Source organism: Pseudomonas sp. TE12234 (assembly GCF_054061835.1).
This window is the reverse complement of the sequence record NZ_JBSSEP010000021.1, coordinates 1-22,570: the sequence shown is the minus strand read 5'-3', so window position 1 is coordinate 22,570 and position 22,570 is coordinate 1. Positions and strand designations below refer to the sequence as shown.

At 58.1% G+C, this 22,570-nt stretch carries 24 protein-coding genes; 15 read left to right on the top strand and 9 right to left on the bottom strand.

The annotated features are described in order from the left end of the window. Nucleotides 1-127 precede the first annotated feature (127 nt). From metG to ACVWYU_RS25730, 8 genes are all read left to right on the top strand, one after another. Nucleotides 128-2,179, top strand: a complete 2,052-nt coding sequence (metG, locus tag ACVWYU_RS25765; protein WP_457374034.1) for a methionine--tRNA ligase — start codon at nucleotides 128-130, stop codon at nucleotides 2,177-2,179. 144 nt (nucleotides 2,180-2,323) lie between these two features. Then, on the top strand, nucleotides 2,324-2,893 hold the full coding sequence (locus ACVWYU_RS25760) for an electron transport complex protein RnfA (protein WP_248916066.1): 570 nt from the start codon (nucleotides 2,324-2,326) through the stop codon (nucleotides 2,891-2,893). After that, the gene (gene rsxB, locus ACVWYU_RS25755) at nucleotides 2,890-4,104 is read left to right on the top strand and encodes an electron transport complex subunit RsxB (protein WP_457374033.1); all 1,215 of its coding nucleotides are present in this window, start codon (nucleotides 2,890-2,892) and stop codon (nucleotides 4,102-4,104) included. The genes ACVWYU_RS25760 and rsxB overlap by 4 nt, the downstream gene beginning before the upstream one ends. Then, the gene (locus tag ACVWYU_RS25750; protein ID WP_457374032.1) at nucleotides 4,091-5,077 is read left to right on the top strand and encodes an RnfABCDGE type electron transport complex subunit D; all 987 of its coding nucleotides are present in this window, start codon (nucleotides 4,091-4,093) and stop codon (nucleotides 5,075-5,077) included. The genes rsxB and ACVWYU_RS25750 overlap by 14 nt, the downstream gene beginning before the upstream one ends. After that, nucleotides 5,074-5,685: an RnfABCDGE type electron transport complex subunit G gene (locus tag ACVWYU_RS25745; protein ID WP_457374031.1), complete on the top strand. Its 612-nt coding sequence runs from the start codon at nucleotides 5,074-5,076 to the stop codon at nucleotides 5,683-5,685. The genes ACVWYU_RS25750 and ACVWYU_RS25745 overlap by 4 nt, the downstream gene beginning before the upstream one ends. Then, nucleotides 5,678-6,259 carry an Rnf-Nqr domain containing protein gene (locus ACVWYU_RS25740; RefSeq protein WP_390957179.1) on the top strand — a complete coding sequence of 194 codons (582 nt, stop codon included), beginning with the start codon at nucleotides 5,678-5,680 and terminating at the stop codon, nucleotides 6,257-6,259. Before ACVWYU_RS25745 ends, ACVWYU_RS25740 begins: the two co-directional genes overlap by 8 nt. A gap of 30 nt (nucleotides 6,260-6,289) precedes the next feature. Further along, nucleotides 6,290-6,928 carry an endonuclease III gene (gene nth, locus ACVWYU_RS25735; protein WP_090324892.1) on the top strand — a complete coding sequence of 213 codons (639 nt, stop codon included), beginning with the start codon at nucleotides 6,290-6,292 and terminating at the stop codon, nucleotides 6,926-6,928. 106 nt (nucleotides 6,929-7,034) lie between these two features. Then, nucleotides 7,035-7,214: a PA3496 family putative envelope integrity protein gene (locus ACVWYU_RS25730; protein ID WP_007898493.1), complete on the top strand. Its 180-nt coding sequence runs from the start codon at nucleotides 7,035-7,037 to the stop codon at nucleotides 7,212-7,214. A gap of 90 nt (nucleotides 7,215-7,304) precedes the next feature. Here ACVWYU_RS25730 and ACVWYU_RS25725 read toward each other — a convergent pair whose 3' ends face one another. Continuing rightward, nucleotides 7,305-7,931, bottom strand: a complete 627-nt coding sequence (locus tag ACVWYU_RS25725) for a response regulator transcription factor (RefSeq protein WP_090324894.1) — start codon at nucleotides 7,929-7,931, stop codon at nucleotides 7,305-7,307. Between the two features lie 548 nt (nucleotides 7,932-8,479). On the opposite strand from ACVWYU_RS25725, the gene ACVWYU_RS25720 reads away from it, so the two are divergent. Beyond that, on the top strand, nucleotides 8,480-9,154 hold the full coding sequence (locus ACVWYU_RS25720) for a hypothetical protein (RefSeq protein ID WP_390957180.1): 675 nt from the start codon (nucleotides 8,480-8,482) through the stop codon (nucleotides 9,152-9,154). A 157-nt stretch (nucleotides 9,155-9,311) separates the two neighbouring features. On the opposite strand, the gene ACVWYU_RS25715 is transcribed toward ACVWYU_RS25720, so the two are convergent. Further along, entirely contained in the window at nucleotides 9,312-10,529 is a 1,218-nt protein-coding gene (locus ACVWYU_RS25715) for an argininosuccinate synthase (RefSeq protein WP_020799894.1), read from the bottom strand. A gap of 129 nt (nucleotides 10,530-10,658) precedes the next feature. Beyond that, nucleotides 10,659-11,564 carry a flagellar protein MotY gene (locus ACVWYU_RS25710; protein WP_248916072.1) on the bottom strand — a complete coding sequence of 302 codons (906 nt, stop codon included), beginning with the start codon at nucleotides 11,562-11,564 and terminating at the stop codon, nucleotides 10,659-10,661. A 159-nt stretch (nucleotides 11,565-11,723) separates the two neighbouring features. On the opposite strand from ACVWYU_RS25710, the gene pyrC reads away from it, so the two are divergent. Next, nucleotides 11,724-12,770, top strand: coding sequence for a dihydroorotase (gene pyrC / locus ACVWYU_RS25705; RefSeq protein ID WP_247257395.1), 1,047 nt, complete (start codon nucleotides 11,724-11,726; stop codon nucleotides 12,768-12,770). Further along, nucleotides 12,767-13,444: a ribonuclease T gene (gene rnt, locus ACVWYU_RS25700; protein WP_090324901.1), complete on the top strand. Its 678-nt coding sequence runs from the start codon at nucleotides 12,767-12,769 to the stop codon at nucleotides 13,442-13,444. Before pyrC ends, rnt begins: the two co-directional genes overlap by 4 nt. A gap of 167 nt (nucleotides 13,445-13,611) precedes the next feature. On the opposite strand, the gene ACVWYU_RS25695 is transcribed toward rnt, so the two are convergent. Continuing rightward, nucleotides 13,612-14,214 (bottom strand): peroxiredoxin, encoded by a 603-nt coding sequence (locus tag ACVWYU_RS25695; RefSeq protein ID WP_090324903.1) that lies wholly within the window; start codon nucleotides 14,212-14,214, stop codon nucleotides 13,612-13,614. 303 nt (nucleotides 14,215-14,517) lie between these two features. On the opposite strand from ACVWYU_RS25695, the gene ACVWYU_RS25690 reads away from it, so the two are divergent. Together ACVWYU_RS25690 and bfr are read left to right on the top strand one after the other, a co-directional pair. Beyond that, nucleotides 14,518-14,736, top strand: a complete 219-nt coding sequence (locus ACVWYU_RS25690) for a bacterioferritin-associated ferredoxin (protein ID WP_090324905.1) — start codon at nucleotides 14,518-14,520, stop codon at nucleotides 14,734-14,736. A gap of 199 nt (nucleotides 14,737-14,935) precedes the next feature. After that, nucleotides 14,936-15,412, top strand: coding sequence for a bacterioferritin (bfr, locus tag ACVWYU_RS25685; RefSeq protein ID WP_090324906.1), 477 nt, complete (start codon nucleotides 14,936-14,938; stop codon nucleotides 15,410-15,412). A gap of 180 nt (nucleotides 15,413-15,592) precedes the next feature. On the opposite strand, the gene grxD is transcribed toward bfr, so the two are convergent. From grxD to ACVWYU_RS25670, 3 genes are all read right to left on the bottom strand, one after another. Continuing rightward, on the bottom strand, nucleotides 15,593-15,934 hold the full coding sequence (gene grxD / locus ACVWYU_RS25680; protein WP_047532696.1) for a Grx4 family monothiol glutaredoxin: 342 nt from the start codon (nucleotides 15,932-15,934) through the stop codon (nucleotides 15,593-15,595). A gap of 97 nt (nucleotides 15,935-16,031) precedes the next feature. Beyond that, nucleotides 16,032-18,137 (bottom strand): molybdopterin oxidoreductase family protein, encoded by a 2,106-nt coding sequence (locus ACVWYU_RS25675; RefSeq protein ID WP_457374030.1) that lies wholly within the window; start codon nucleotides 18,135-18,137, stop codon nucleotides 16,032-16,034. A gap of 134 nt (nucleotides 18,138-18,271) precedes the next feature. Continuing rightward, nucleotides 18,272-18,562, bottom strand: coding sequence for a hypothetical protein (locus ACVWYU_RS25670; RefSeq protein WP_090324909.1), 291 nt, complete (start codon nucleotides 18,560-18,562; stop codon nucleotides 18,272-18,274). Between the two features lie 404 nt (nucleotides 18,563-18,966). Here ACVWYU_RS25670 and argF point away from each other — a divergent pair, with 404 nt between their 5' ends. Beyond that, the gene (gene argF, locus ACVWYU_RS25665) at nucleotides 18,967-19,887 is read left to right on the top strand and encodes an ornithine carbamoyltransferase (protein ID WP_090324911.1); all 921 of its coding nucleotides are present in this window, start codon (nucleotides 18,967-18,969) and stop codon (nucleotides 19,885-19,887) included. Next, a complete protein-coding gene (locus ACVWYU_RS25660) occupies nucleotides 19,884-20,993 on the top strand; it encodes an ABC transporter ATP-binding protein (RefSeq protein ID WP_457374029.1) in 1,110 nt (369 codons plus the stop codon). Before argF ends, ACVWYU_RS25660 begins: the two co-directional genes overlap by 4 nt. 52 nt (nucleotides 20,994-21,045) lie before the next feature. On the opposite strand, the gene ACVWYU_RS25655 is transcribed toward ACVWYU_RS25660, so the two are convergent. Continuing rightward, complete coding sequence (locus tag ACVWYU_RS25655) at nucleotides 21,046-21,828, bottom strand: PhzF family phenazine biosynthesis protein (RefSeq protein WP_457374028.1); 783 nt, start codon at nucleotides 21,826-21,828, stop codon at nucleotides 21,046-21,048. A 103-nt stretch (nucleotides 21,829-21,931) separates the two neighbouring features. Next, complete coding sequence (gene ybaK, locus ACVWYU_RS25650) at nucleotides 21,932-22,402, bottom strand: Cys-tRNA(Pro) deacylase (protein WP_090324916.1); 471 nt, start codon at nucleotides 22,400-22,402, stop codon at nucleotides 21,932-21,934. Between the last annotated feature and the right edge of the window lie 168 nt (nucleotides 22,403-22,570).

The following is a 22,570-nucleotide window of genomic DNA, read 5'->3' as shown; positions in this document are numbered from 1 at the left end:
CATCGGGGGCAAGCCCCCTCGCCACATAAAGCGCATTTGCAACACAACTCCCCCGAGCCACGGGGTGAAAAATCTGCGCCAGCCCTTTATAGTGACCGACCTCCGTTTCATCAAGTAGCCGAGCCCCATGTCCGAGCCACGCAAGATTCTCGTCACCAGCGCCCTGCCCTATGCCAATGGTTCGATCCATCTCGGCCATATGCTGGAATATATCCAGACCGATATGTGGGTGCGCTTCCAGAAGCACCGCGGCAACCAATGCATTTATGTCTGCGCCGACGACGCCCACGGTTCGGCGATCATGCTGCGCGCGGAAAAGGAAGGCATCACCCCGGAACAACTGATCGCCAACGTCCAGGCTGAACATAGCGCCGACTTTGCCGATTTCCTGGTGGACTTCGACAACTTCCACTCCACTCACGCCGAAGAAAACCGTGAGCTGTCGAGCCAGATCTACCTGAAGCTGCGGGACGCCGGGCACATCGCTACCCGCTCGATCACCCAGTATTTCGACCCGGAAAAGAAAATGTTCCTGGCCGACCGCTTCATCAAGGGCACTTGCCCGAAATGCGGTACCGAAGACCAGTACGGCGATAACTGCGAAAAATGCGGCGCGACCTACGCACCGACCGACCTGAAAGATCCGAAGTCGGCGATTTCCGGTGCCACCCCGGTACTCAAGGATTCCCAGCATTTCTTCTTCAAGTTGCCGGACTTCCAGGAAATGCTGCAAACCTGGACCCGCAGCGGCACCCTGCAAGACGCCGTCGCCAACAAGATCGCCGAGTGGCTGGACGCGGGCCTGCAACAGTGGGACATCTCCCGCGATGCGCCGTACTTCGGTTTCGAGATCCCCGACGAGCCGGGCAAATACTTCTACGTCTGGCTGGACGCACCGATCGGCTACATGGCGAGCTTCAAGAACCTGTGCAACCGCACGCCGGAGCTGGACTTCGATGCGTTCTGGGGCAAGGACTCCACCGCCGAGCTGTATCATTTCATCGGCAAGGACATCGTCAACTTCCACGCCCTGTTCTGGCCAGCGATGCTTGAGGGTGCGGGTTACCGCAAGCCGACCGGCATCAACGTGCACGGCTACCTGACCGTCAACGGCCAGAAAATGTCCAAGTCCCGCGGCACGTTCATCAAGGCCCGGACCTATCTGGACCACCTGTCGCCGGAATACCTGCGCTACTACTACGCGGCCAAGCTGAGCCGTGGCGTCGATGACCTCGACCTGAACCTCGAAGACTTCGTGCAGAAGGTCAACTCCGACCTGGTGGGCAAAGTCGTCAACATCGCCAGCCGTTGCGCCGGCTTCATCCACAAAGGCAATGCCGGCGTGATGGTCGACACCAACGCCGCGCCGGAACTGACCGATGCGTTCCTGGCCGCCGCGCCAGGCATTGCCGACGCCTATGAAGCCCGAGACTTCGCCCGCGCCATGCGCGAGATCATGGGCCTGGCCGACCGCGCCAACGCCTGGATCGCCGACAAGGCACCGTGGTCGCTGAACAAACAGGAAGGCAAGCAGGACGAGGTCCAGGCCATCTGCGCCACGGGCGTCAATCTGTTCCGCCAACTGGTGATCTTCCTCAAGCCGGTCCTGCCGCTGCTGGCCGCCGACGCCGAGGCGTTCCTCAATGTCGCCCCGCTGACCTGGAACGACCATGCGACCTTGCTCGGCAACCATCAGCTGAACGAGTTCAAGGCGCTGATGACCCGTATCGACCCGGTCAAAGTGCAAGCCATGACCGATGCTTCGAAAGAAGACCTGACCGCCAGTCAGACCGATACCGGCGCAGCTGCACCGGCCGGCAATGGCGAACTGGCCAAGGACCCGCTGTCACCGGAAATCGATTTCGACACCTTTGCGGCGGTCGACCTGCGCGTCGCCCTGATCGTCAAGGCCGAACACGTGGAAGGGGCCGACAAGCTGTTGCGCCTGACCCTCGACATCGGTGACGAGCAACGCAACGTATTCTCCGGCATCAAGAGTGCTTACCCGGACCCGTCCAAGCTCGATGGTCGGCTGACCATGATGATCGCCAACCTCAAGCCCCGCAAAATGAAGTTCGGGATCTCCGAGGGCATGGTGATGGCGGCGGGTCCCGGCGGTGAAGAAATCTACCTGCTGAGCCCTGACAGCGGCGCCAAGCCTGGCCAGCGGATCAAGTAAGGTCACTGCGGCCAATCGATCCCACAGTCGTGCCTGGCGCGACTGTGGGATTTTCATGTCTGGCCCACCCTCCGCCCTTGCCGGATAATGCCTAAGCTTTTTAGACCGCTTTCGTTAAAAAGCCCCGTTCTAGCCGGCACGATCATGACCGAAACGCTCCTTACACTTGTCAGTGCAGCCTTGATCAACAACCTCGTGTTGCACTGGCCGCTGGGCGTCGATCCGCTGTTGGGCAGCGAACGCCAGCAGGTCCATGCACTCGGCATCGCGACCACCTGCTTGATGCTGATCGCCGGCATACTCGGCTACGCGCTCTACCACTGGTTGCTGGTGCCGCTGGACATGGCATCACTGCGCCTGTTTGTGTTTCTGCCATTGAGCGTGTTGTTGATCACTCCGTTGCTGAAATTGCTGGGGAGGATGCTCCCGACACTTTCCTTCGATGGTCTCTGGCTGTTGCTGCTGGGCAATGCGGGCGTGCTTGGCGTAGCGCTGCTCAACGTCGAGGATGACCATGGATTCTTTCACGCCACGGCCATGAGCCTGGGTGCCGGGCTGGGCTTCTGGCTGGTGCTGAGCCTGTTTCAAGACCTGCGCCAACGCACACTCAATAATGATATCCCCCTGCCCTTCCGCGGCTTGCCGATCGATCTGATCAGCGCCGGCCTGATCGCGGTGGCCTTTCTCGGATTCAGCGGACTGATCAAAACATGAGTCTGATTCAAAGCATCGACGCCCTCTTGCCACAGACTCAATGCGGCAAGTGCGGCCATCCCGGATGCAAGCCCTACGCCGAAGGCATCGCCAACGGCGAGCCCATCAACAAGTGCCCGCCGGGCGGCAGCGAAACCATCAACGCCCTGGCCGAACTGCTGCACATACCGGTGCTGGAACTGGACACCAGCCGTGGTTCGGCTCCGGCGCAGATCGCCTATATTCGCGAGGCGGAATGCATTGGTTGCACCAAATGCATCCAGGCCTGCCCGGTAGACGCCATCGTCGGCGCGGCCAAACTGATGCACACAGTCATCATCGACGAGTGCACCGGTTGCGACCTCTGCGTGGCACCCTGCCCGGTCGATTGCATTGAAATGCGTCCGTTGCCGATATCCACAGTGCTGCCGATTGTTGGAGGCCTGGCATTCAGCCTTGAAGAGCAACGCGCCCGCACCGCCAAACGCAATCGGGCACGGCGCCGTTTCGAGCAGCGCAATGCGCGGTTGCAGCGTGAAGAAGAAATGAAGGCCGCCGAACGCCAGGCCCGGGCGCAACGTGCCGCCCAACCCAGCGTAGCGACGCTCGACCCGGTGCACGCCGCCCTTGAACGCGTGCGCGCCCAGAAGGCCGCCACTGCCGACGCAGCATTGAAAAAAGCCAAGATCGATCTGGCGATGAGCCGGGCGCAATTGAACAAATCGCTCAAGGCCTTCGGCCATCCGCCGACCTTCGAGCAGCAATCGCAACTGATCGTCCTGCAACAGCAGTTCGAGGCGGCCGAGCAAGCCTTGATGCAGCTGGAAAATACCGCTGTGCCCGCCCCGGCGCCCGCCGTTACACCAGTAAAAGATGCCGATCTGAAACGGGCCAAGATCCAGCTGGCCATGCGCCGCGCCGAACTCAAGAAAGCTCAGACCCATCAAGCGCCCACTGAACAGATCGAAACGCTGGAGCGCGCGCTCAGCGAGGCCGAGCAAGCCTTGCATGCCGCCGAAGCCCTCAGTGAACAACCCTTGCCTGACCTGGCTCGCGTGGAAAAGCGTCCGATCGACAGCCAGCTTCGGCAACTGAAGACCGAACTGGCCTATGCCAGGGCCGACGTCAGCAAACTCGAACGTCGCGCCGATACTCCCGCCGAACTGATGGAAAAGGCCCGCGCTCGCCTGCAGGAAGCCGAGCGTCAGGTGAACGCCCATGTCACCCCTTGAACCGGTCGACGAGCGCCTTCAGCAGGCCATGCAGCGGGTGCTCCTGGCTACGTTGCCGGGCACGCTCGCGTTGTTCTGGCTGTATGGCTGGGGGGTCCTGATCAATCTGGTTCTGGCGGCAGTGGGCGCTCTGGCCGCTGAAGCGGCTGTGCTGAAGTTGCGCAAGCGCTCACTCAAGCCAAGCCTGAGCGACGGCAGTGCATTGGTCAGCGCGACATTGCTGGCCCTGGCTCTGCCGCCTTACTGCCCTTGGTGGTTGACGGTCAGTGCCGCCACTTCAGCCATGCTGTTCGGCAAGCACTTGTATGGCGGCGTCGGCAAGAATCCATTCAATCCGGCAATGCTTGGTTTTGCCTTGGTGCTGGTGACGTTTCCGCAACAAATGACGCACTGGCCAACCTCCCACGGCATGGACCTGATGGGTGGCCTTCAGCAGGTTTTCAGTATTGGTCAGTTGCCGGATGCCTGGGTTCAGGCCACGGCGCTGGACAGCTTGCGGATCAACAAAAGCCTGACCATGGATGAACTGTTCGCTACCAACCCTGCATTTGGCCATTTCGGTGGTCGAGGTGTGGAATGGGTGAATCTGGCGTTTCTGGCGGGCGGCGCGTTTTTGCTGCAACAGCGCGTGTTCAGTTGGCACGCGCCGGTTGGCATGCTCGCCAGCCTGTTCGTTATCAGTTTGTTGTGCTGGAACGGTTCGGGCTCCGATTCCCATGGTTCGCCTCTGTTTCACCTGCTCAGCGGCGCCAGCATGCTGGGCGCGTTTTTCATCGTTACGGAACCGGTGTCCGGCGCGAAAAGCCCCGGCGCCCGACTGCTGTTTGGCGTGGGTGTCGGGCTGCTGACATATTTGATTCGCACCTGGGGTGGTTACCCCGACGGCGTGGCGTTTGCCGTGCTGATGATGAACCTGTGTGTACCGGCGCTGGAGCGGCTTGTCGCGTCCAGGCAGGAGCGGACAGTGCCATGAACAAAGTATCGAGTGTTGCGATCCTGGCACTGCTGGCATGCCTTGGTATTGGCGCGACGTACTTTGTGCAGCACAGCAGTGCTTCGCGTATTGCGGCCGAGCAGCGCCTGATCGACAGTCGCAACCTCCTGGACCTGCTGCCGCCTGACAGTTATGACAATCAACCTCTGGAAAAACCGCTCATGCTCGAAGACACAGCGCTGGCCAATAGCACAGTGCTGAGTGGTTACCTGGCAAGCAAATCCGGCCAACCCTGCGCGGTTTTGCTGCGTAGCCAGACCCTGGGCTACGCCGGTGCCATCGAGTTGCTGATCGCCATCGACGCCCATGGCAGGTTGGTAGGGGTCAAAACCCTGAAGCAATCGGAAACGCCGGGACTTGGCGCCCGGATCGCCGATTGGCCCAACGCCTGGCTGCAAGTGTTTTCCGGCAAGTCTCGTACGGATCCGGGCGATAACGGCTGGGCGCTGAAAAAGGATCAGGGACAATTCGATCAGATCGCGGGGGCGACCATCACTTCAAGGGCGGTGATTAACGCCACCCATGACGCACTGCGCTATTTCGATGAGCACCGGCAAGCTCTGCTTGGGGAGGCGTCCCATGATTAAGTCACCGTTTCTGCGGAACTCGCTGATGCTGGCACCACTGATTGGCGCTACCGACTCACTGGTGACCGCTGCGGGTGTGTGGCTGATGTTCATGGCGGTCACCAGTGCTTTTGGCCTGAGCATGAACGCGTTGCGGCCCCGACTGCTGTCCGCAACACACCTTTTGGCGAGCGTGCTGATCGCTGCGACATTAACCAGTTGTGCAGAACTCGGCGCACAAGCCTGGTCGCTGCAATGGCATCAACAAATGGGCGTGTATGCAGGCTTGATCGCGGTGCAATGTGTCCTGTTGGAACACTCCGGTTATTTCCAGAGCTCACTGGCCGATCGCTTGCGCATGTGCGGTGTGTTCGGTGTGCTGATGGCGGGCCTGGGCCTGCTACGCGAGCTGATTGGCTACGGGACTATCGCTCGCCATCTGCCTTGGCTCGCCGGTACGCCGCAAGCGGATTGGCAGGGCTGGGCATTGACCGCCGATGGTGGCTTGCGCTTGGCCACACTGGCCCCGGGAGGATTCATTCTGTTGGGAATGCTGGTTGCCGGTTGGCAGATCTGGCACCGTCCAGCACCTTAAACTGACCGCTTTCGAGGAAACGTACCGCCCATGAATGCCGCAAAACGTCTGGAAATTTTCCGCAGACTGCATGAAGACAACCCGGAACCAAAGACCGAACTGGCCTACTCATCACCGTTCGAGTTGCTGATCGCGGTGATTCTTTCGGCACAATCGACCGATGTCGGCGTCAACAAGGCCACGGCAAAGCTGTTCCCGGTTGCCAACACCCCGGCGGCGATTTACGCCTTGGGCGTCGAAGGGTTGTCGGAATACATCAAGACCATCGGCCTGTACAACAGCAAAGCAAAAAACGTGATCGAAACCTGTCGCTTGCTGCTGGAGCGCCACGCTGGCGAAGTGCCGCAAACTCGCGAGGAACTGGAAGCACTGCCCGGCGTGGGACGCAAAACGGCTAACGTAGTGCTCAATACCGCCTTTCGCCAACTGACCATGGCCGTGGACACCCACATCTTTCGGGTCAGTAACCGCACCGGCATCGCGCCTGGCAAGAATGTGGTGGAGGTCGAAAAGAAGCTGATGAAATTCGTGCCCAAGGAATACCTGCTCGATTCCCATCACTGGCTGATCCTTCACGGGCGCTACGTATGCCTGGCCCGCAAGCCTCGCTGTGGCAGTTGCCGCATCGAAGATTTGTGCGAATACAAGCACAAAACCTCCGACGATTGAGGCGCTATTGGATTTATTGATTTATCGATTGAAAAAATCTTTTTTACCCGCCGGGAGATTATCGATATAAGGAGCCCCAAAGGCAGTCTTAGCCTGGAGTAACTAAATGAGCACTGGCAAAGAGCAATTGGACGTAGAAGACGACTTTACCCCCGTTGAGGCCGATGACGCTGAACCTGTGGTTGAAGTGGCGAAAACCAACCTGAGCAAACGCCGTACCATCGACAATCTGCTGGAGGAGCGCCGACTGCAAAAGCAATTGGCCGATTACGATTTTGACTTATGACACCTGAAAGCCTCCCGAAACGGAGGCTTTTTACTTTGACCGTACCGCGATAAATGCCCGTTCATCGCACTTCGCCAAATACTGATGCCATCACACCAGTCCGTTACGTTGTGCCAATTCAATCAGGTCAACCAGAGAGCGCGCATTAAGTTTCAACAGCAAACGGGTCTTGTAAGTACTGACAGTCTTGTTACTCAAGAACATTCCATCGGCAATCTCCTTGTTAGTCTTGCCCTTGGCCAACTGTTGCAAGACCATCATTTCCCGCCCCGACAGACGATCCACCATATCGGCTTCACTCGCGTTCCCCAGACTTGCACGAACCGTGTGCAACGCCTGATTGGGAAAGTAACTGTAGCCGGATAAAACAGCTTTTATTGCACTGAGCAACTCAGTCAAATCCTGTTGTTTGCAAACATACCCGGCAGCCCCCGATTGCATGCAACGCATGGAAAAATGTCCTGGCGCCTGGGATGTCAATATCAACACTTTCATGGGCATCGTAGGCGTTGCCAATCGAGCAATGACTTCCAACCCATCCAGTTTCGGTATTCCAATATCCAGAATAACAATATCCGGCATATGTTCACGGGCAAGTTGCAATGCATCCACGCCATTGTCTGTTTCTGCAACGACTTCGTAGCCATGACGCTCCATCAGCATACGTACCGCAAGACGAATGACGGGGTGATCATCCACGATCAGCACTTTATTCATGGGCAGTCCAATTTTCGCTGTTCGAATTTTTAGAGCCCGCACAATAGCCTAGTCGTTTCACCCATGGCATGCCGCTCCCCCCAGCCACCCACACCGAGAGACATTCCCTACAAACATCGCGGATTAGTCTTACAAAAAAACCGCCTTCAAAATGCATCGGAAACAAAATTCGTGTGAAGACAATTCGATTCTCAACGGCTTTTTGTATCCACTTACGACCAAAAAAAATGATCACGACTGCGGGAAAGCGGTAGTCCAACAGATACAAATCATTCAATCACACCTAAAAAGTAACTGATATTTTCCACATCTATTTTCTTACCAGAAATATCACACACCCAGCATCCGCTTACTCTTACAGCAGGAAAATTATTATGCGCGATATATTAAAAAATACGACAACCCAGCAACCAACCCCAATACACGCACAGAACACCACCCATTAAATTAGATAAATCGAAATTGCCAACACATGGACACCATGACAACACCCATCCAAAATCAATTTATCAACCCACCGAGAAGACCAACTTAAATGAGCAGACACCATGACAAAACTAACAAGCAAGATCACCAACCCCATGACTGTCATCGCGATATTCGCAACATTATCCGAAACATCAGCAGCCATTTCCCTGCCTTTTCTGGACAATAAGGACAGAGAAATCTACATATGGTTTCTGATCAGCTTCCCCTTTTATTTGCTGCTTCTTTTCTTCGTCACACTCAATTTCAATTATCGGTCGCTATACGCCCCATCGGATTTTGAAAAGGGAAAGCACTTCCTGAAAGCTCTGGATAATACCGAGCCTTCGGCAAACAACGATTCATCGGTATCGAGGGAAAACACCAAGCGACATAAGCCAACGGATGACCGGCGATCCACTTCGCCTTCTTCCCCCACTCAGACGCCGACGGCGGGCCCAGGCGTACAGCAGCGCATCCAACAGGCCGAGGTGCTGAATGATCTTTGCATCATTGATGCACGCTGGCTTGGCAAAAAAACTCAGTTCAGCGCTTTGCTGGAGAAAATCCAGAAGCCGCAGGAAAGACAGACACACATCATTTTGTTTCTCACCTGTGCTGAATCGGAGACGGCACTGAAAGAAAGCGCATTCAAACATTCAAGTCAGGCACGAAAACACGACAAGGCCGCATTTTATGCTGCTTACAATTTGAATTCACATGAGGTGACAGTGATTGATCAGAGCGACCAACGATAAGCAGGTCGTAACGCAGGACACGTGAAGCGGAATTAAAGAGGGAAGGTATCGACAAGTGACAGGTAGATCGTGGTATCGCAACGCCAGGTAAAAACAAATTCCGGGCTTGTGGCCTCGTCAATGACGAGGCCACAAATCCATTACCCACTCAAAGGCCTCAGAAAAGCTTCCGGCCTTTGTTAGCGGCAATGCGCATGCGCAATGCGTTGAGCTTGATGAAGCCCGCCGCATCAGCCTGATTGTAGGCGCCGCCATCTTCCTCGAACGTGGCAATGTTGGCGTCGAACAACGACTCGTCGGACTTGCGGCCGGTGACGATCACGTTGCCCTTGTACAGCTTCAGGCGCACAACACCGTTCACGTGAGCCTGGGACGCGTCGATCATCTGCTGCAGCATCAGACGCTCAGGGCTCCACCAGTAGCCGGTGTAGATCAGGCTGGCGTACTTCGGCATCAGCTCATCCTTGAGGTGAGCCACTTCGCGGTCCAGGGTGATCGATTCGATCGCACGGTGGGCGCGCAGCATGATGGTGCCACCAGGTGTCTCGTAGCAGCCACGGGATTTCATGCCCACGTAACGGTTCTCGACGATGTCCAGACGACCGATGCCGTGTTCGCCACCGATACGGTTCAGCGTTGCCAGCACAGTGGCCGGAGTCATTTCGACGCCGTCCAGTGCGACGATGTCGCCGTTGCGGTAGGTCAGCTCCAGGTACTGCGGCTTGTCAGGTGCCTTCTCGGGGGAGACGGTCCAACGCCACATGTCTTCTTCGTGCTCGGTCCAGGTGTCTTCCAGCACGCCGCCTTCATAGGAGATGTGCAGCAGGTTGGCATCCATCGAGTACGGAGATTTTTTCTTGCCGTGACGTTCGATCGGGATGGCGTGCTTCTCGGCGTAGTCCATCAGCTTCTCGCGGGACAGCAGGTCCCACTCACGCCAAGGGGCAATCACCTTCACGCCTGGTTTCAAGGCATAGGCACCCAGTTCGAAACGAACCTGGTCGTTGCCTTTGCCGGTGGCACCGTGGGAAATGGCGTCTGCGCCGGTTTCGTTGGCGATTTCGATCAGGCGTTTGGCGATCAACGGACGAGCGATGGAAGTACCCAGCAGGTACTCGCCTTCGTAAACGGTGTTGGCGCGGAACATCGGGAAAACGAAATCGCGCACGAATTCTTCGCGCAAGTCGTCGATGTAGATCTCTTTCACGCCCATGGCCTGTGCCTTGGCGCGTGCCGGTTCGACCTCTTCGCCCTGACCCAGGTCAGCGGTGAAGGTCACCACTTCACAGTTATAAGTATCCTGCAGCCACTTGAGGATCACCGAAGTGTCCAGGCCGCCGGAATACGCCAGAACGACCTTGTTTACGTCCGCCATGCCATCACTCCACGGGGTTCTACGGAAAGCCGGGAAGTCTACCGCTCATGCAGGATAATTTACAGAGGCGCGACAGCTTATGACGACGAAGCGACAGATTATGTCGAGGGCGCGACGATGACCGGTGAGTCAGGAAGTCGCCGATGTAGTGGGCTTCGTGGCTTGCGGGGCGACTTGTTCCGGCGCTGCGCCTCGCTCCAGGCGCACCGCAACTCGACGGTTCTTGGCCCGGTTGGCGTTGTTGGTGTTAGGTGCCAACGGGTAGCGCTCACCGTGAAACCGCATGGTGACCTGGGATTCCTGAATGCCATTGGCCTTGAAGAACTCCATGACCGCCAGGGCCCGGCGCCGTGACAGCTCACGATTGGTCAGGCGATTGCCGCTGTTGTCGGAGTGTCCATCGAGCTCGATGTGATTGACCGTCGGATCGGCCTTCATATACTCGAGCATCACCTGCAACTTGGCTTTCGCGGCAGCGTCCAGATCAATTCCGCCGCCGGGGAAGCCCACTTCGGATTGCTTCACCTGCTCGAAGTTTTTCGGCAATAACTTGGCCACGCACCCCTGATAGTCGGCGAACGCCTTGCTGAACTTTACCGGCAGCAGTCGCACTTCCGACACGCGGCCATCGCCCGATGAATGGCGGACCACAGGACTGCGCCCGTCCATCAGGCCGCTGATCAATCGCCCGGCCTGCGCCTGCGAACTGTTGAACAGCACGTTGCCACTGCCGATGCTCACCGTACCCAGGTTGATGTCGCCACGCCCCGGCTGCCAAGGCGCAGCCGCCGCCAGCAAGGTGGCTGAACCGCCCCCCATCATCGCGTTGTAGGCTTTCAGACGAAACGTCGCCTGCTCGCCGGCACGACGCACGAACTCACCCGAACCGAAGTCAGTGATCGGCTGGGTCAGCCTGCATTCGAACTTGTCACCTTCGACCGTCCACTCGATGCTCTCCAGTCGGGTCTGGAAAGTGAGCGCCATCGCAGGGAGGCTGGCAAACACACTGAGCAAGGCTAAATAACGCTGGCGCACGGGAGGCTCCACTGGCTTCTACAACAAAAAGACCGACATACATATGTTTACGGCATACCTGTTGGATATCGGAAGCTTCCCGCAAAACTTGATAGCGAGTGCCTGCAAGAGTCTTTTCCGGTAGCATTCCCCTCAGTTTGACCCGCCTGGAATCCCCTCATGTCCGACCGCCTGACCCTGCTGCGTCCCGACGACTGGCACATTCATCTTCGCGATGGTGCCGTGTTGACCAATACCGTTGCGGATGTTGCGCGCACCTTTGGTCGCGCCATCATCATGCCCAACCTGGTTCCGCCGGTCCGCAATGCGGCTGAGGCCGACGGCTATCGCCAGCGGATTCTCGCTGCTCGCCCGGCCGGCAGCCCGTTCGAACCGCTGATGGTCCTGTACCTGACCGATCGCACCCAACCTGAAGAAATTCGCGAGGCCAAGGCCAGCGGTTTCGTCCATGCCGCCAAGCTGTACCCGGCCGGCGCGACCACCAACTCGGACTCTGGCGTGACCAGCATCGACAAGATCTTTCCTGCACTGGAGGCCATGGCCGAAGTCGGAATGCCCCTGTTGATTCACGGTGAAGTCACCCGTGGCGATGTCGACGTGTTCGACCGCGAAAAGATCTTCATCGATGAGCACATGCGCCGTGTGGTCGAGCGTTTCCCGACCCTGAAAGTGGTGTTCGAACACATCACGACCGCGGACGCCGTGCAGTTCGTCAACTCGGCTCCGGCCAACGTGGGCGCAACCATCACCGCGCATCACCTGCTGTACAACCGCAACCACATGCTGGTGGGCGGGATTCGGCCGCACTTCTACTGCCTGCCGATCCTCAAGCGCAATACGCACCAGGAAGCCCTGCTCGACGCCGCCACCAGCGGCAGCGAGAAGTTCTTCCTCGGCACGGACTCGGCGCCCCATGCCCAGCACGCCAAAGAAGCCGCTTGTGGCTGCGCTGGCTGCTACACCGCCTATGCCGCCATCGAGTTGTATGCCGAAGCCTTCGAACAGCGCAATGCGCTGGACAAGCTGGAAGCCTTCGCCAGCCTCAACGGCCCGCGTTTCTATGGCCTGCCGGCGAACACCGATCGCATTACCCTGGTCCGCGAAGAATGGACCGCCCCAACCAGCCTGCCGTTTGGCGAGCTGACCGTTATCCCGCTGCGCGCCGGTGAAAAACTGCGCTGGCGCCTGCTGGAGGAACACGCGTGAGTGAAGAGCATTTCGACGACGAACAGGATGGTCATGGCGGCGGAGGCGGTCCACGTCATCCAATGGCTGCCAGGTTCCGTGGTTACCTGCCTGTTGTCGTCGACGTAGAAACCGGTGGCTTCAACTCGGCCACCGACGCCCTGCTGGAAATCGCCGCGACCACCATCGCCATGGATGAAAAGGGTTTTGTGTACCCGGATCACACCTACTTTTTCCGTGTCGAGCCGTTTGAAGGTGCGAACATCGAAGCAGCAGCCCTGGAATTCACCGGCATCAAGCTCGATCACCCATTGCGTATGGCCGTGAGTGAAGAAACAGCCCTGAACGACATTTTCCGTGGCGTGCGCAAGGCCCTGAAGGCCAACGGCTGCAAGCGGGCGATCCTGGTCGGGCACAACAGCAGCTTCGACCTGGGCTTCCTCAACGCTGCGGTCGCGCGCCTGGACATGAAACGCAACCCGTTTCACCCGTTCTCCAGTTTCGATACGGCAACCCTGGCCGGTCTGGCTTACGGTCAAACCGTGCTGGCCAAGGCCTGTCAGGCAGCCGATATCGACTTCGACGGTCGCGAGGCTCACTCGGCTCGCTACGACACCGAGAAGACGGCCGAGCTGTTCTGCGGCATCGTCAATCGCTGGAAGCAAATGGGCGGCTGGGAAGATTTCGACGATTGACCTGCAGGAGCGCGCTTGCTCGCGATGGTAGTCAACGATAACGCGGGGGATCTGCCTCCCTGCGGTGTCCAGAGTTCATCGCGAGCAGGCTCGCTCCTACAGAGCGCATAAAAATCACCCATAAAAAAACCGGCCTCTCAGAGGCCGGTTTTTTTTGGGAGCGTGCCTTACAGCGCAGCAGCGTGCTCGGTCAGGTAAGCCGCAACGCCTTCTGGCGAAGCGTTCATGCCCTTGTCGCCTTTTTTCCAGTTGGCAGGGCAGACTTCGCCGTGCTCTTCGTGGAATTGCAGAGCGTCGACCAGGCGAATCAGCTCTTCCATGTTACGGCCCAGTGGCAGGTCGTTGACGATCTGCGAGCGAACAACGCCTTTGTCGTCGATCAGGAACGCGCCACGGAAAGCAACGCCGTCAGCGGACTGAACGTCGTAGGCCTTCATGATTTCCTGCTTGATGTCGGCAGCCATGGTGTAACCCACCTGGCCGATACCGCCGTTGTTCACCGGGGTGTTGCGCCATGCGTTGTGGGTGAAGTGCGAGTCGATCGACACAGCGACCACTTCCACGTTGCGCGCCTTGAAGTCAGCCAGGCGGTTGTCCAGAGCGATCAGCTCGGACGGGCAAACGAAGGTGAAGTCCAGTGGGTAGAAGAACACCAGGCCGTATTTGCCTTTGATGGCCGAAGACAGGGTGAAGCTGTCAACGATTTCGCCATTGCCGAGTACGGCCGGTACGGTGAAGTCAGGGGCTTGTTTGCCTACGAGTACGCTCATTGGATATCTCCTGGTGTAGAAACGTAAAAAACAAGGTTGGTGCCAGCCTGCCACCCTCAGGCGACAGCCCTGTGACACAAACCCGTTTCGAAAAGACCGGTCATCATACACTGCGTTTTTGGCCTGTCCTCAACGCTTTTTTCCCTCCGCCCTGAAAATGCGCGGCCGGATTTTGTTTCTCACGCCCAGAGACGAACCGTTCGTCAGTACCGGAAAAAGCCTTCCGAAAGCACTTTGACAATCATTCTCGTTAACATTAAGATCCATCGCATTCCAGACATAAACAAGCGACGGTCTTCACTTATGTATGTTTGCCTCTGCACTGGCGTCACCGACGGCCAAATCCGCGATGCGATCTATGAAGGATGCTGCAGCTACAAGGAAGTCCGCCAGGCTACCGGCGTTGCCAGTCAATGTGGCAAATGTGCCTGCCTCGCCAAGGAAGTGGTCCGCGAGACCCTGACAAAACTGCAAACGGCCCAGGCCGCGATTCCTTTTCCAGCAGAATTTACAGCAGCATAATTACCGCATTTCAAAAAACCGGACGCCAGTCCGGTTTTTTTATGCCTGCAAATCAATCGCTTATGCTCCAGACGCGGAACACAAACATTCTTATTCCTATTAATTTTTCATATAAGTTTCAATAACTTAGGTTTGACACTATTAAGTGCGCGGCTCAAACTCAGGCTTATTGACAGCTAATAAAGGGCAGGACCCCATCATGAAAGGCGACGTAACAGTCATCCAGCATCTCAACAAAATCCTTGGCAATGAACTGGTCGCAATCAATCAGTACTTTCTGCATGCGCGCATGTATGAGGACTGGGGCCTGAACAAACTCGGCAAGCACGAGTACCACGAATCCATCGACGAGATGAAGCACGCGGACAAGCTGATCAAGCGTATTTTATTCCTGGAAGGCCTGCCGAACGTTCAGGACCTGGGCAAGCTGCACATCGGCGAACACACCAAGGAAATGCTTGAATGCGACCTGCGCATCGAGCGCACCGGTCATGCCGACCTCAAGGTTGCCATTGCCCATTGCGAAACCGTGGGTGACTTCGGCAGCCGTGAACTGCTGGAAGATATCCTCGAGTCCGAAGAAGAACATATCGACTGGCTGGAAACCCAACTTGGCCTGATCGACAAAATCGGTATCGAGAACTACCTGCAATCGCAGATGGGCGAAGACGAGTAAGTTCCGGCCATTAATCACGATGCAATAAAAAGCCCCGCTCTCTTTCAAGAGGCGGGGCTTTTTTGTGCCGTCTGCAGGAGCGAGCTTGCTCGCGATGGTCGTTAACGATAACGCTGGGGCCTGACACTCCGCGGCGCTCTTTAGTCCATCGCGAGCGAGCTCGCTCCTACAGGAAGCGAATCAGGCTTCGGTCTTCTGAGCAGCAGCCTTGGCGGCAGCGTCCTTGATCAGCGCCTGCAGCGAACCATCAGCGGACATTTCAGTCATGATGTCGCTACCGCCAACCAGCTCGCCAGCCACCCACAGTTGCGGGAAGGTTGGCCAGTTGGCGTATTTTGGCAGGTTGGCGCGGATTTCCGGGTTCTGCAGGATGTCCACGTACGCAAACTTTTCACCACACGCCATCACGGCCTGCGCGGCTTTCGCGGAGAAGCCGCACTGCGGGGCATTTGGCGAGCCTTTCATGTAAAGCAGAATGGTGTTGTTGGCAATCTGCTCTTTAATCGTTTCGATGATATCCATGGAGCACCTCGGCTGAACTTTCCGACTCATGGGTCGGCACGGTGGCGCATTGTAACGGAAAGCCGAGCGCCCTGCTCGGTCTCTCCGTCAGATACGATCAGGCGGCCGCCACGGTCACCGGAACGCCATTCAACGCCGCATTGCCCGACAGCTCATCGAGCTGACACTCGTCCGTCAGGTCATTGGCGCTGGATCCCGGCTGACCACTGGCAATGGTCATTTGCACACCCGGTCGAGCATGGCCCCAACCGTGCGGAAGACTGACCACTCCTTTCATCATATCCAGGCTGCCAAGCACTTCAACTTCGATCGTGCCGACCCGCGAACTCACCCGAACCCGCTGCCCGTCGCTCAAGTCGCGACTGGCCAGGTCATCCGGATGCATCAGCAACTGATGACGCGGCTTGCCTTTCACCAGGCGGTGATAGTTGTGCATCCACGAGTTATTACTGCGCACATGCCGCCGACCAATCATCAACAATTCATCGGCGGCCGGCGCCTGCAGTGCCGCAAAGCGCGCCAGGTCAGCGAGGATCACTGTGGGAGCGGCCTGTACGCGCTGACTGGCGGTTTTCAGGCGTGGCGTCAGGTTGGGCTTCAGCGCCCCCAGATCGACCCCATGGGGATGATCGAACAGCGTTGCCAAAGACAGTTTGTGTTCCGAGGCATCACCATACATCCCCATGCGCAAGCCGTGATCGATCATCTGCGAAGGGGCGATGGTCGGTTTCAATTCCTTGCCGGTCTTCGCGGCGAAGGCCTTGGCCAACCCGACAAAAATCTCCCAGTCATGTAGCGCGCCTTCGGGTTTGGCCAGAATTGCGCGGTTGAAACGCGTGACGTTGCGCACGGCAAACAGGTTGAACGTGGTGTCGTAGTGGTCATTTTCCAGCGCCGAGGTAGACGGCAGGATCAGGTCGGCATAGCGCGTGGTTTCATTGATGTACAAGTCGACACTGACCATGAACTCCAGTCCGTCCAGCGCTTGCTCCAACTGCCTGCCGTTGGGCGTGGACAACACCGGATTGCCGGCCACGGTGATCAGCGCACGAACCTGCCCTTCCCCCTCGGTCAGCATCTCTTCGGCCAGCGCCGATACGGGTAACTCGCCCGCATATTCGGGGCGCCCCGAAACGCGGCTCTGCCATAGATTGAAATGTCCGCCCGATGTGGAGGCCACCAGGTCCACCGCCGGCTCGGTGCACAACGCACCACCGACGCGATCGAGGTTACCGGTGACCAGATTGATCAACTGCACAACCCAGTGGCACAGCGTGCCGAACGCCTGGGTCGAGACGCCCATACGGCCATAGCAAACCGCGCTTGGCGCTGCGGCGAAGTCCCGCGCCAACTGGCGAATCTGCTCGGCGGGCACCGCACACAACGGACTCATGGCCTCGGCAGTGAAACCTGCAACAGCCTCGCGCACCTCATCCAGGCCTTCCACCGGCAAATGACTGTCGCGGGTCAGTCCTTCGGTGAACAAGGTATTGAGCAGGCCAAACAGCAGAGCCGCATCGCCACCCGGACGCACGAACAGGTGCTGGTCGGCAATCGCCGCCGTCTCGCTGCGGCGCGGGTCGACTACCACCACTTTGCCACCCCGGCCCTGGATCGCTTTCAAGCGTTTTTCCACATCCGGTACGGTCATGATGCTGCCGTTGGAGGCCAGCGGATTACCGCCGAGGATCAGCATGAAGTCAGTGTGATCGATGTCCGGTATCGGCAGCAGCAGGCCGTGGCCATACATCAAATGACTGGTCAAGTGATGAGGCAATTGATCGACCGATGTCGCAGAAAACCGGTTGCGGGTTTTCAGCAGACCGAGGAAGTAATTGCTGTGGGTCATCAATCCATAGTTGTGCACGCTGGGGTTGCCTTGATAGACCGCCACCGCATTTTGCCCATGACGCTCCTGAATCGCCGCCAGGCGTTCAGCCACAAGGTTGAAGGCGTCCTGCCACTCGATGGGCTGCCACTCACTGCCCACCCGCAACATGGGTTGATGGAGACGGTCAGGGTCGCTCTGAATGTCCTGCAGGGCGACGGCCTTGGGGCAGATATGCCCACGGCTGAACGTATCCAGCGGATCGCCCTTGATCGAGGTGATCTGCACCCTGCCTTCGAGCTCGGTGGTTTCGATGGTTAGGCCGCAGATGGCTTCACACAGGTGGCACGCACGGTGATGGAGAGTCTTGGTCATGGCCAGTCTCTGTCTTGTTCTGAGCGGGCAATGTCAGCCGCGGGAACAAAACTATGGCGCCTGCCCCGCGACCGCGCCAGCGACGTTTGTCTCGTGAATTGCTGGCCATCAGGCGGGCCGATGGCGCCTGCCTATCAGCTCGACGGCAGCCTGGGTGGCGCCTGCGACTGGATTTGTTGAAGGGTTTCGATGGGGTCGTGGGCGGCCTGCACACCGGTCAGCTCGCCGATCAGGCGCCAATGCTCATCCAGCCCGGCGCTGATGGTAACCATGCGATCGATCATGCGTCGCCCGGCTTCCCGGGTCACTTTGTCGTCACTTCGCAAGAGTTCGAAGGACATCGAGGTCATCGAGGCGGTCAGGTGAGTCAGGGAGCGGGCCGTAAGGCCGAGCAATTCCATCAACTGCTGTTCTTTCGATTCCATGCTGAAGCTTCCTGCATCACTCGTGATTTATTTATAACCCAGCACTTTGCATTAGCAAGTGTTTCAAATCGCAAGTGCCATGCGCGAGCAGCGAACAGCAGGTCAGAAACCGACCGTCAGCTTGCCGCCACCGTCTCGCCTGATTGCCAAGCTGAGCGGGGGCGGTGTACAAATGGCCAGCTGCTGTCAGGAAACAGGCTTCAAAAGCGCTACTGCGGTTATCCCGTAGCCCCTCTGAAATCCCCTAAAAACCGTAGCCCTATTGGTAAGACGCGACATTTAATTATAAGATCGCGCCTTCCCCTATTTCGTCGCCCCGTGCGGCTTACGCCGCAGGTCTCGCCCGTTGTTCCGTTAAACAAGGCTTTGAGCATCTGCGGTTTGTAGCAAAAAGGTAGTCAATGATGAGCGCAAGGCACTTTCTCTCCCTGATGGATTGCACGCCCGAAGAGCTGGTCAGCGTGATCCGTCGAGGCGTTGAGCTCAAGGACCTGCGTAACCGCGGCGTACTGTTCGAGCCCCTGAAAAACCGCGTGCTCGGGATGATTTTCGAGAAGTCCTCGACTCGCACCCGCATTTCGTTCGAAGCCGGCATGATCCAGCTCGGTGGCCAGGCGATCTTCCTGTCGCCGCGTGACACCCAACTGGGCCGTGGCGAGCCGATCAGCGACTGCGCCATCGTCATGTCGAGCATGCTCGATGCGGTGATGATCCGTACCTTTGCCCACAGCACCCTGACCGAATTCGCCGCCAACTCGCGCGTACCGGTGATCAATGGCCTGTCCGACGACTTGCACCCGTGCCAGTTGCTGGCTGACATGCAGACGTTCCTCGAACACCGTGGCGCCATCCAGGGCAAGACCGTGGCCTGGATCGGCGACGGCAACAACATGTGCAACAGCTATATAGAAGCGGCGATCCAGTTCGACTTCCAATTGCGCGTTGCCTGCCCGGAAGGTTACGAGCCGAACCCCGAGTTCATGGCCATGGCCGGCGACCGCGTCACCATCGTCCGCGACCCCAAGGATGCCGTTCGCGGCGCCCATCTGGTGAGCACCGACGTCTGGACCTCCATGGGCCAGGAAGAGGAAACCGCCAAGCGTCTCGAGCTGTTCGCGCCATACCAGGTCAATCGCGCCCTGCTCGACCTGGCTGCCCCGGACGTTCTGTTCATGCATTGCCTGCCGGCGCATCGCGGCGAAGAGATCAGCGTCGACCTGCTTGACGACCCACGCTCGGTGGCCTGGGACCAGGCTGAAAACCGTCTTCACGCACAAAAGGCACTGCTCGAATTTCTCGTTGAGCCGGCCTATCACCACGCATGAGCCACCCATTACTGCTCAACCTGCGCAACCTGGCTTGCGGCTATCAAGACCAGCGCGTGGTGCAGAACCTCAACCTGCATTTGAACGCCGGTGATATCGGCTGCCTGCTGGGCTCTTCAGGGTGCGGCAAGACCACCACCCTGCGCGCGATTGCCGGGTTCGAACCGGTGCACGAAGGTGACATCCAGCTGGTGGGCGAAACGATTTCCAGCGCCGGTTTCACCCTTGCCCCGGAAAAACGCCGCATCGGCATGGTGTTTCAGGACTATGCCCTGTTTCCGCATTTGAGCGTGGCCGACAACATCGCCTTCGGGATCCGCAAGCACCCGCAAAAGGATCGCGTCACCGAAGAGCTGCTTGAGCTGGTCAACCTGAAAAACCTCGGCAAGCGCTTCCCCCATGAGCTTTCCGGCGGCCAACAGCAACGCGTCGCCCTGGCCCGCGCCCTGGCGCCAGAGCCGCAATTGCTGCTGCTCGACGAACCGTTTTCCAACCTTGATGGCGAATTACGCCGCAAGCTCAGCCATGAGGTTCGTGACATCCTCAAGGCCCGAGGCACCAGCGCGATATTGGTGACCCACGACCAGGAAGAGGCGTTCGCCGTCAGCGATCACGTGGGCGTGTTCAAGGAGGGTCGACTGGAGCAGTGGGATACGCCCTACAATCTCTATCACGAACCGCTGACGCCCTTTGTGGCCAGTTTCATCGGCCAGGGGTATTTCATCCGTGGCCAGTTGAGCAGTCCTGAGTCGGTGCAGACCGAACTGGGCGAATTGCGCGGCAACCGTGCCTACACCTGGCCGGTCGGCGGTGCGGTGGATGTGCTGTTGCGTCCGGACGATATCGTTTATGCGCCGGATAGCCCGTTGAAGGCGCGGATCGTCGGCAAGACCTTCCTTGGTGCTTCAACCTTGTATCGCTTGCAACTGGTGACCGGCGCACAACTGGAGTCGATCTTCCCGAGCCACGTCGATCATCAGGTTGGCGTAGAAGTGGGCATTCGGGTCGCGGCGGAACACCTGGTACTGTTCCAGGCATCCGGCAGCACAGCGGCACAGATTCCGGCCGTAGAATCCGGTGTCCGGCGGTACAGCACCACTCACTGAGAAACACAATCCCTGTGGGAGCAAGCTTGCTCGCTCCCACCAAGGAATCTGTTTAACCCAGCATCAGCGCTCCGCTCGCCACCAGCGTCGCATTCCCACCGATCTTCACCCGTTCCCCCTCCAATCGGCAGAACAACGCTCCGCCGCGGGCCGAACATTGATAAGCCGTCAGGCTCGACTTGCCCAACCGCGCCGACCAATAAGGAATCAGGCTGCAATGGGTCGACCCGGTCACGGGATCTTCATTGATGCCAATGGCCGGTGCGAAATAGCGCGAAACGAAATCGTGCTTGCTGCCCCGGGCGGTCACGATCGCCCCCAGCCACGGCAGCTTCGCCAGGGCAACCATGTCCGGCTTGCAGTCGAGCACTGCCTGCTCGGACTCCAGCACCACGAACAACTCATTGGACCCCAACACTTCGACAGCTTCGACACCGAGTGCACGTTTGACATCCAGGGTCGCGCCGACTGCCGACGGTACGATCACCGGAAAATCCAGCCACAGGCGCTCACCCTCACGGCTCACACTGAGCGGACCGGACTTGCCGATGAAGTCCAGGCGCTCGACCGGTTCCTTATGGATCTCAAACAAGACATAAGCACTGGCCAGGGTTGCGTGACCGCACAACGGCACCTCGGTGGTCGGGGTGAACCAACGAATGTGCCAGACCTGCCCTTCGCGCACCACGAAGGCGGTCTCGGCGAGATTGTGCTCGGCGGCGATTTTTTGCATCAACTCATCGGCGAGCCAGGCGTCCAGCCGATAAACCATTGCCGGATTGCCGCCAAATGGCCGATCACTGAACGCATCGACCTGATGAAACGCTAGCTGCATAACCTTCTCCCTTTTGTCAGGTCAGCGAGCATGGAGCCGTCGAAACAAACGCACCAGTGACAGAACCGACGTATTTCCACCATACAGCGGCGAGTGATGCCGTTCAGGCGCGACCGATATCGGCAAACTTCGCCTGGGTATGTTCGGCCAACACGGCGGGAGCCAATTCAACTTCCAGACCGCGTCGCCCAGCGCTGACAAAAATGCTCGCAAAGGGCTGAGCCGTATTATCGATAAACGTGCGCAAGCGCTTCTTCTGCCCCAACGGACTGATCCCGCCCAACAGGTAACCGGTTGAACGCTGCGCCGCCGCAGGGTCGGCCATCTCGACCTTTTTCACCCCGGCCGCGTGAGCCAGGGCCTTCAAGTCCAGGCTGCCGGCAACCGGCACTACCGCTACCAGCAACTCTCCTTTCTCACTGGCCGCCAGCAGGGTCTTGAACACCTGAGCAGGGTCGAGCCCGAGTTTTTCCGCCGCTTCCAACCCATAGGAGGCGGCCTTCGGGTCATGTTCATAACTGTGCACTCGGTGTTCGGCACGAACTTTTTTCAACAAATCCAATGCGGGTGTCATGACAGCTCCAGACTTGGCGGCAGCAAAAAATACTGCGCCGGATTCTAGGACATTGATCCACAAAAGGCTCTATCGCAGACTGTGTGAAAACCTAGCAATCTGCGCAGCGCTCAAAGAAAATGCTCCGTATCGAAAGATACGGAGCATTTTTCGTTATGGCCTACATCC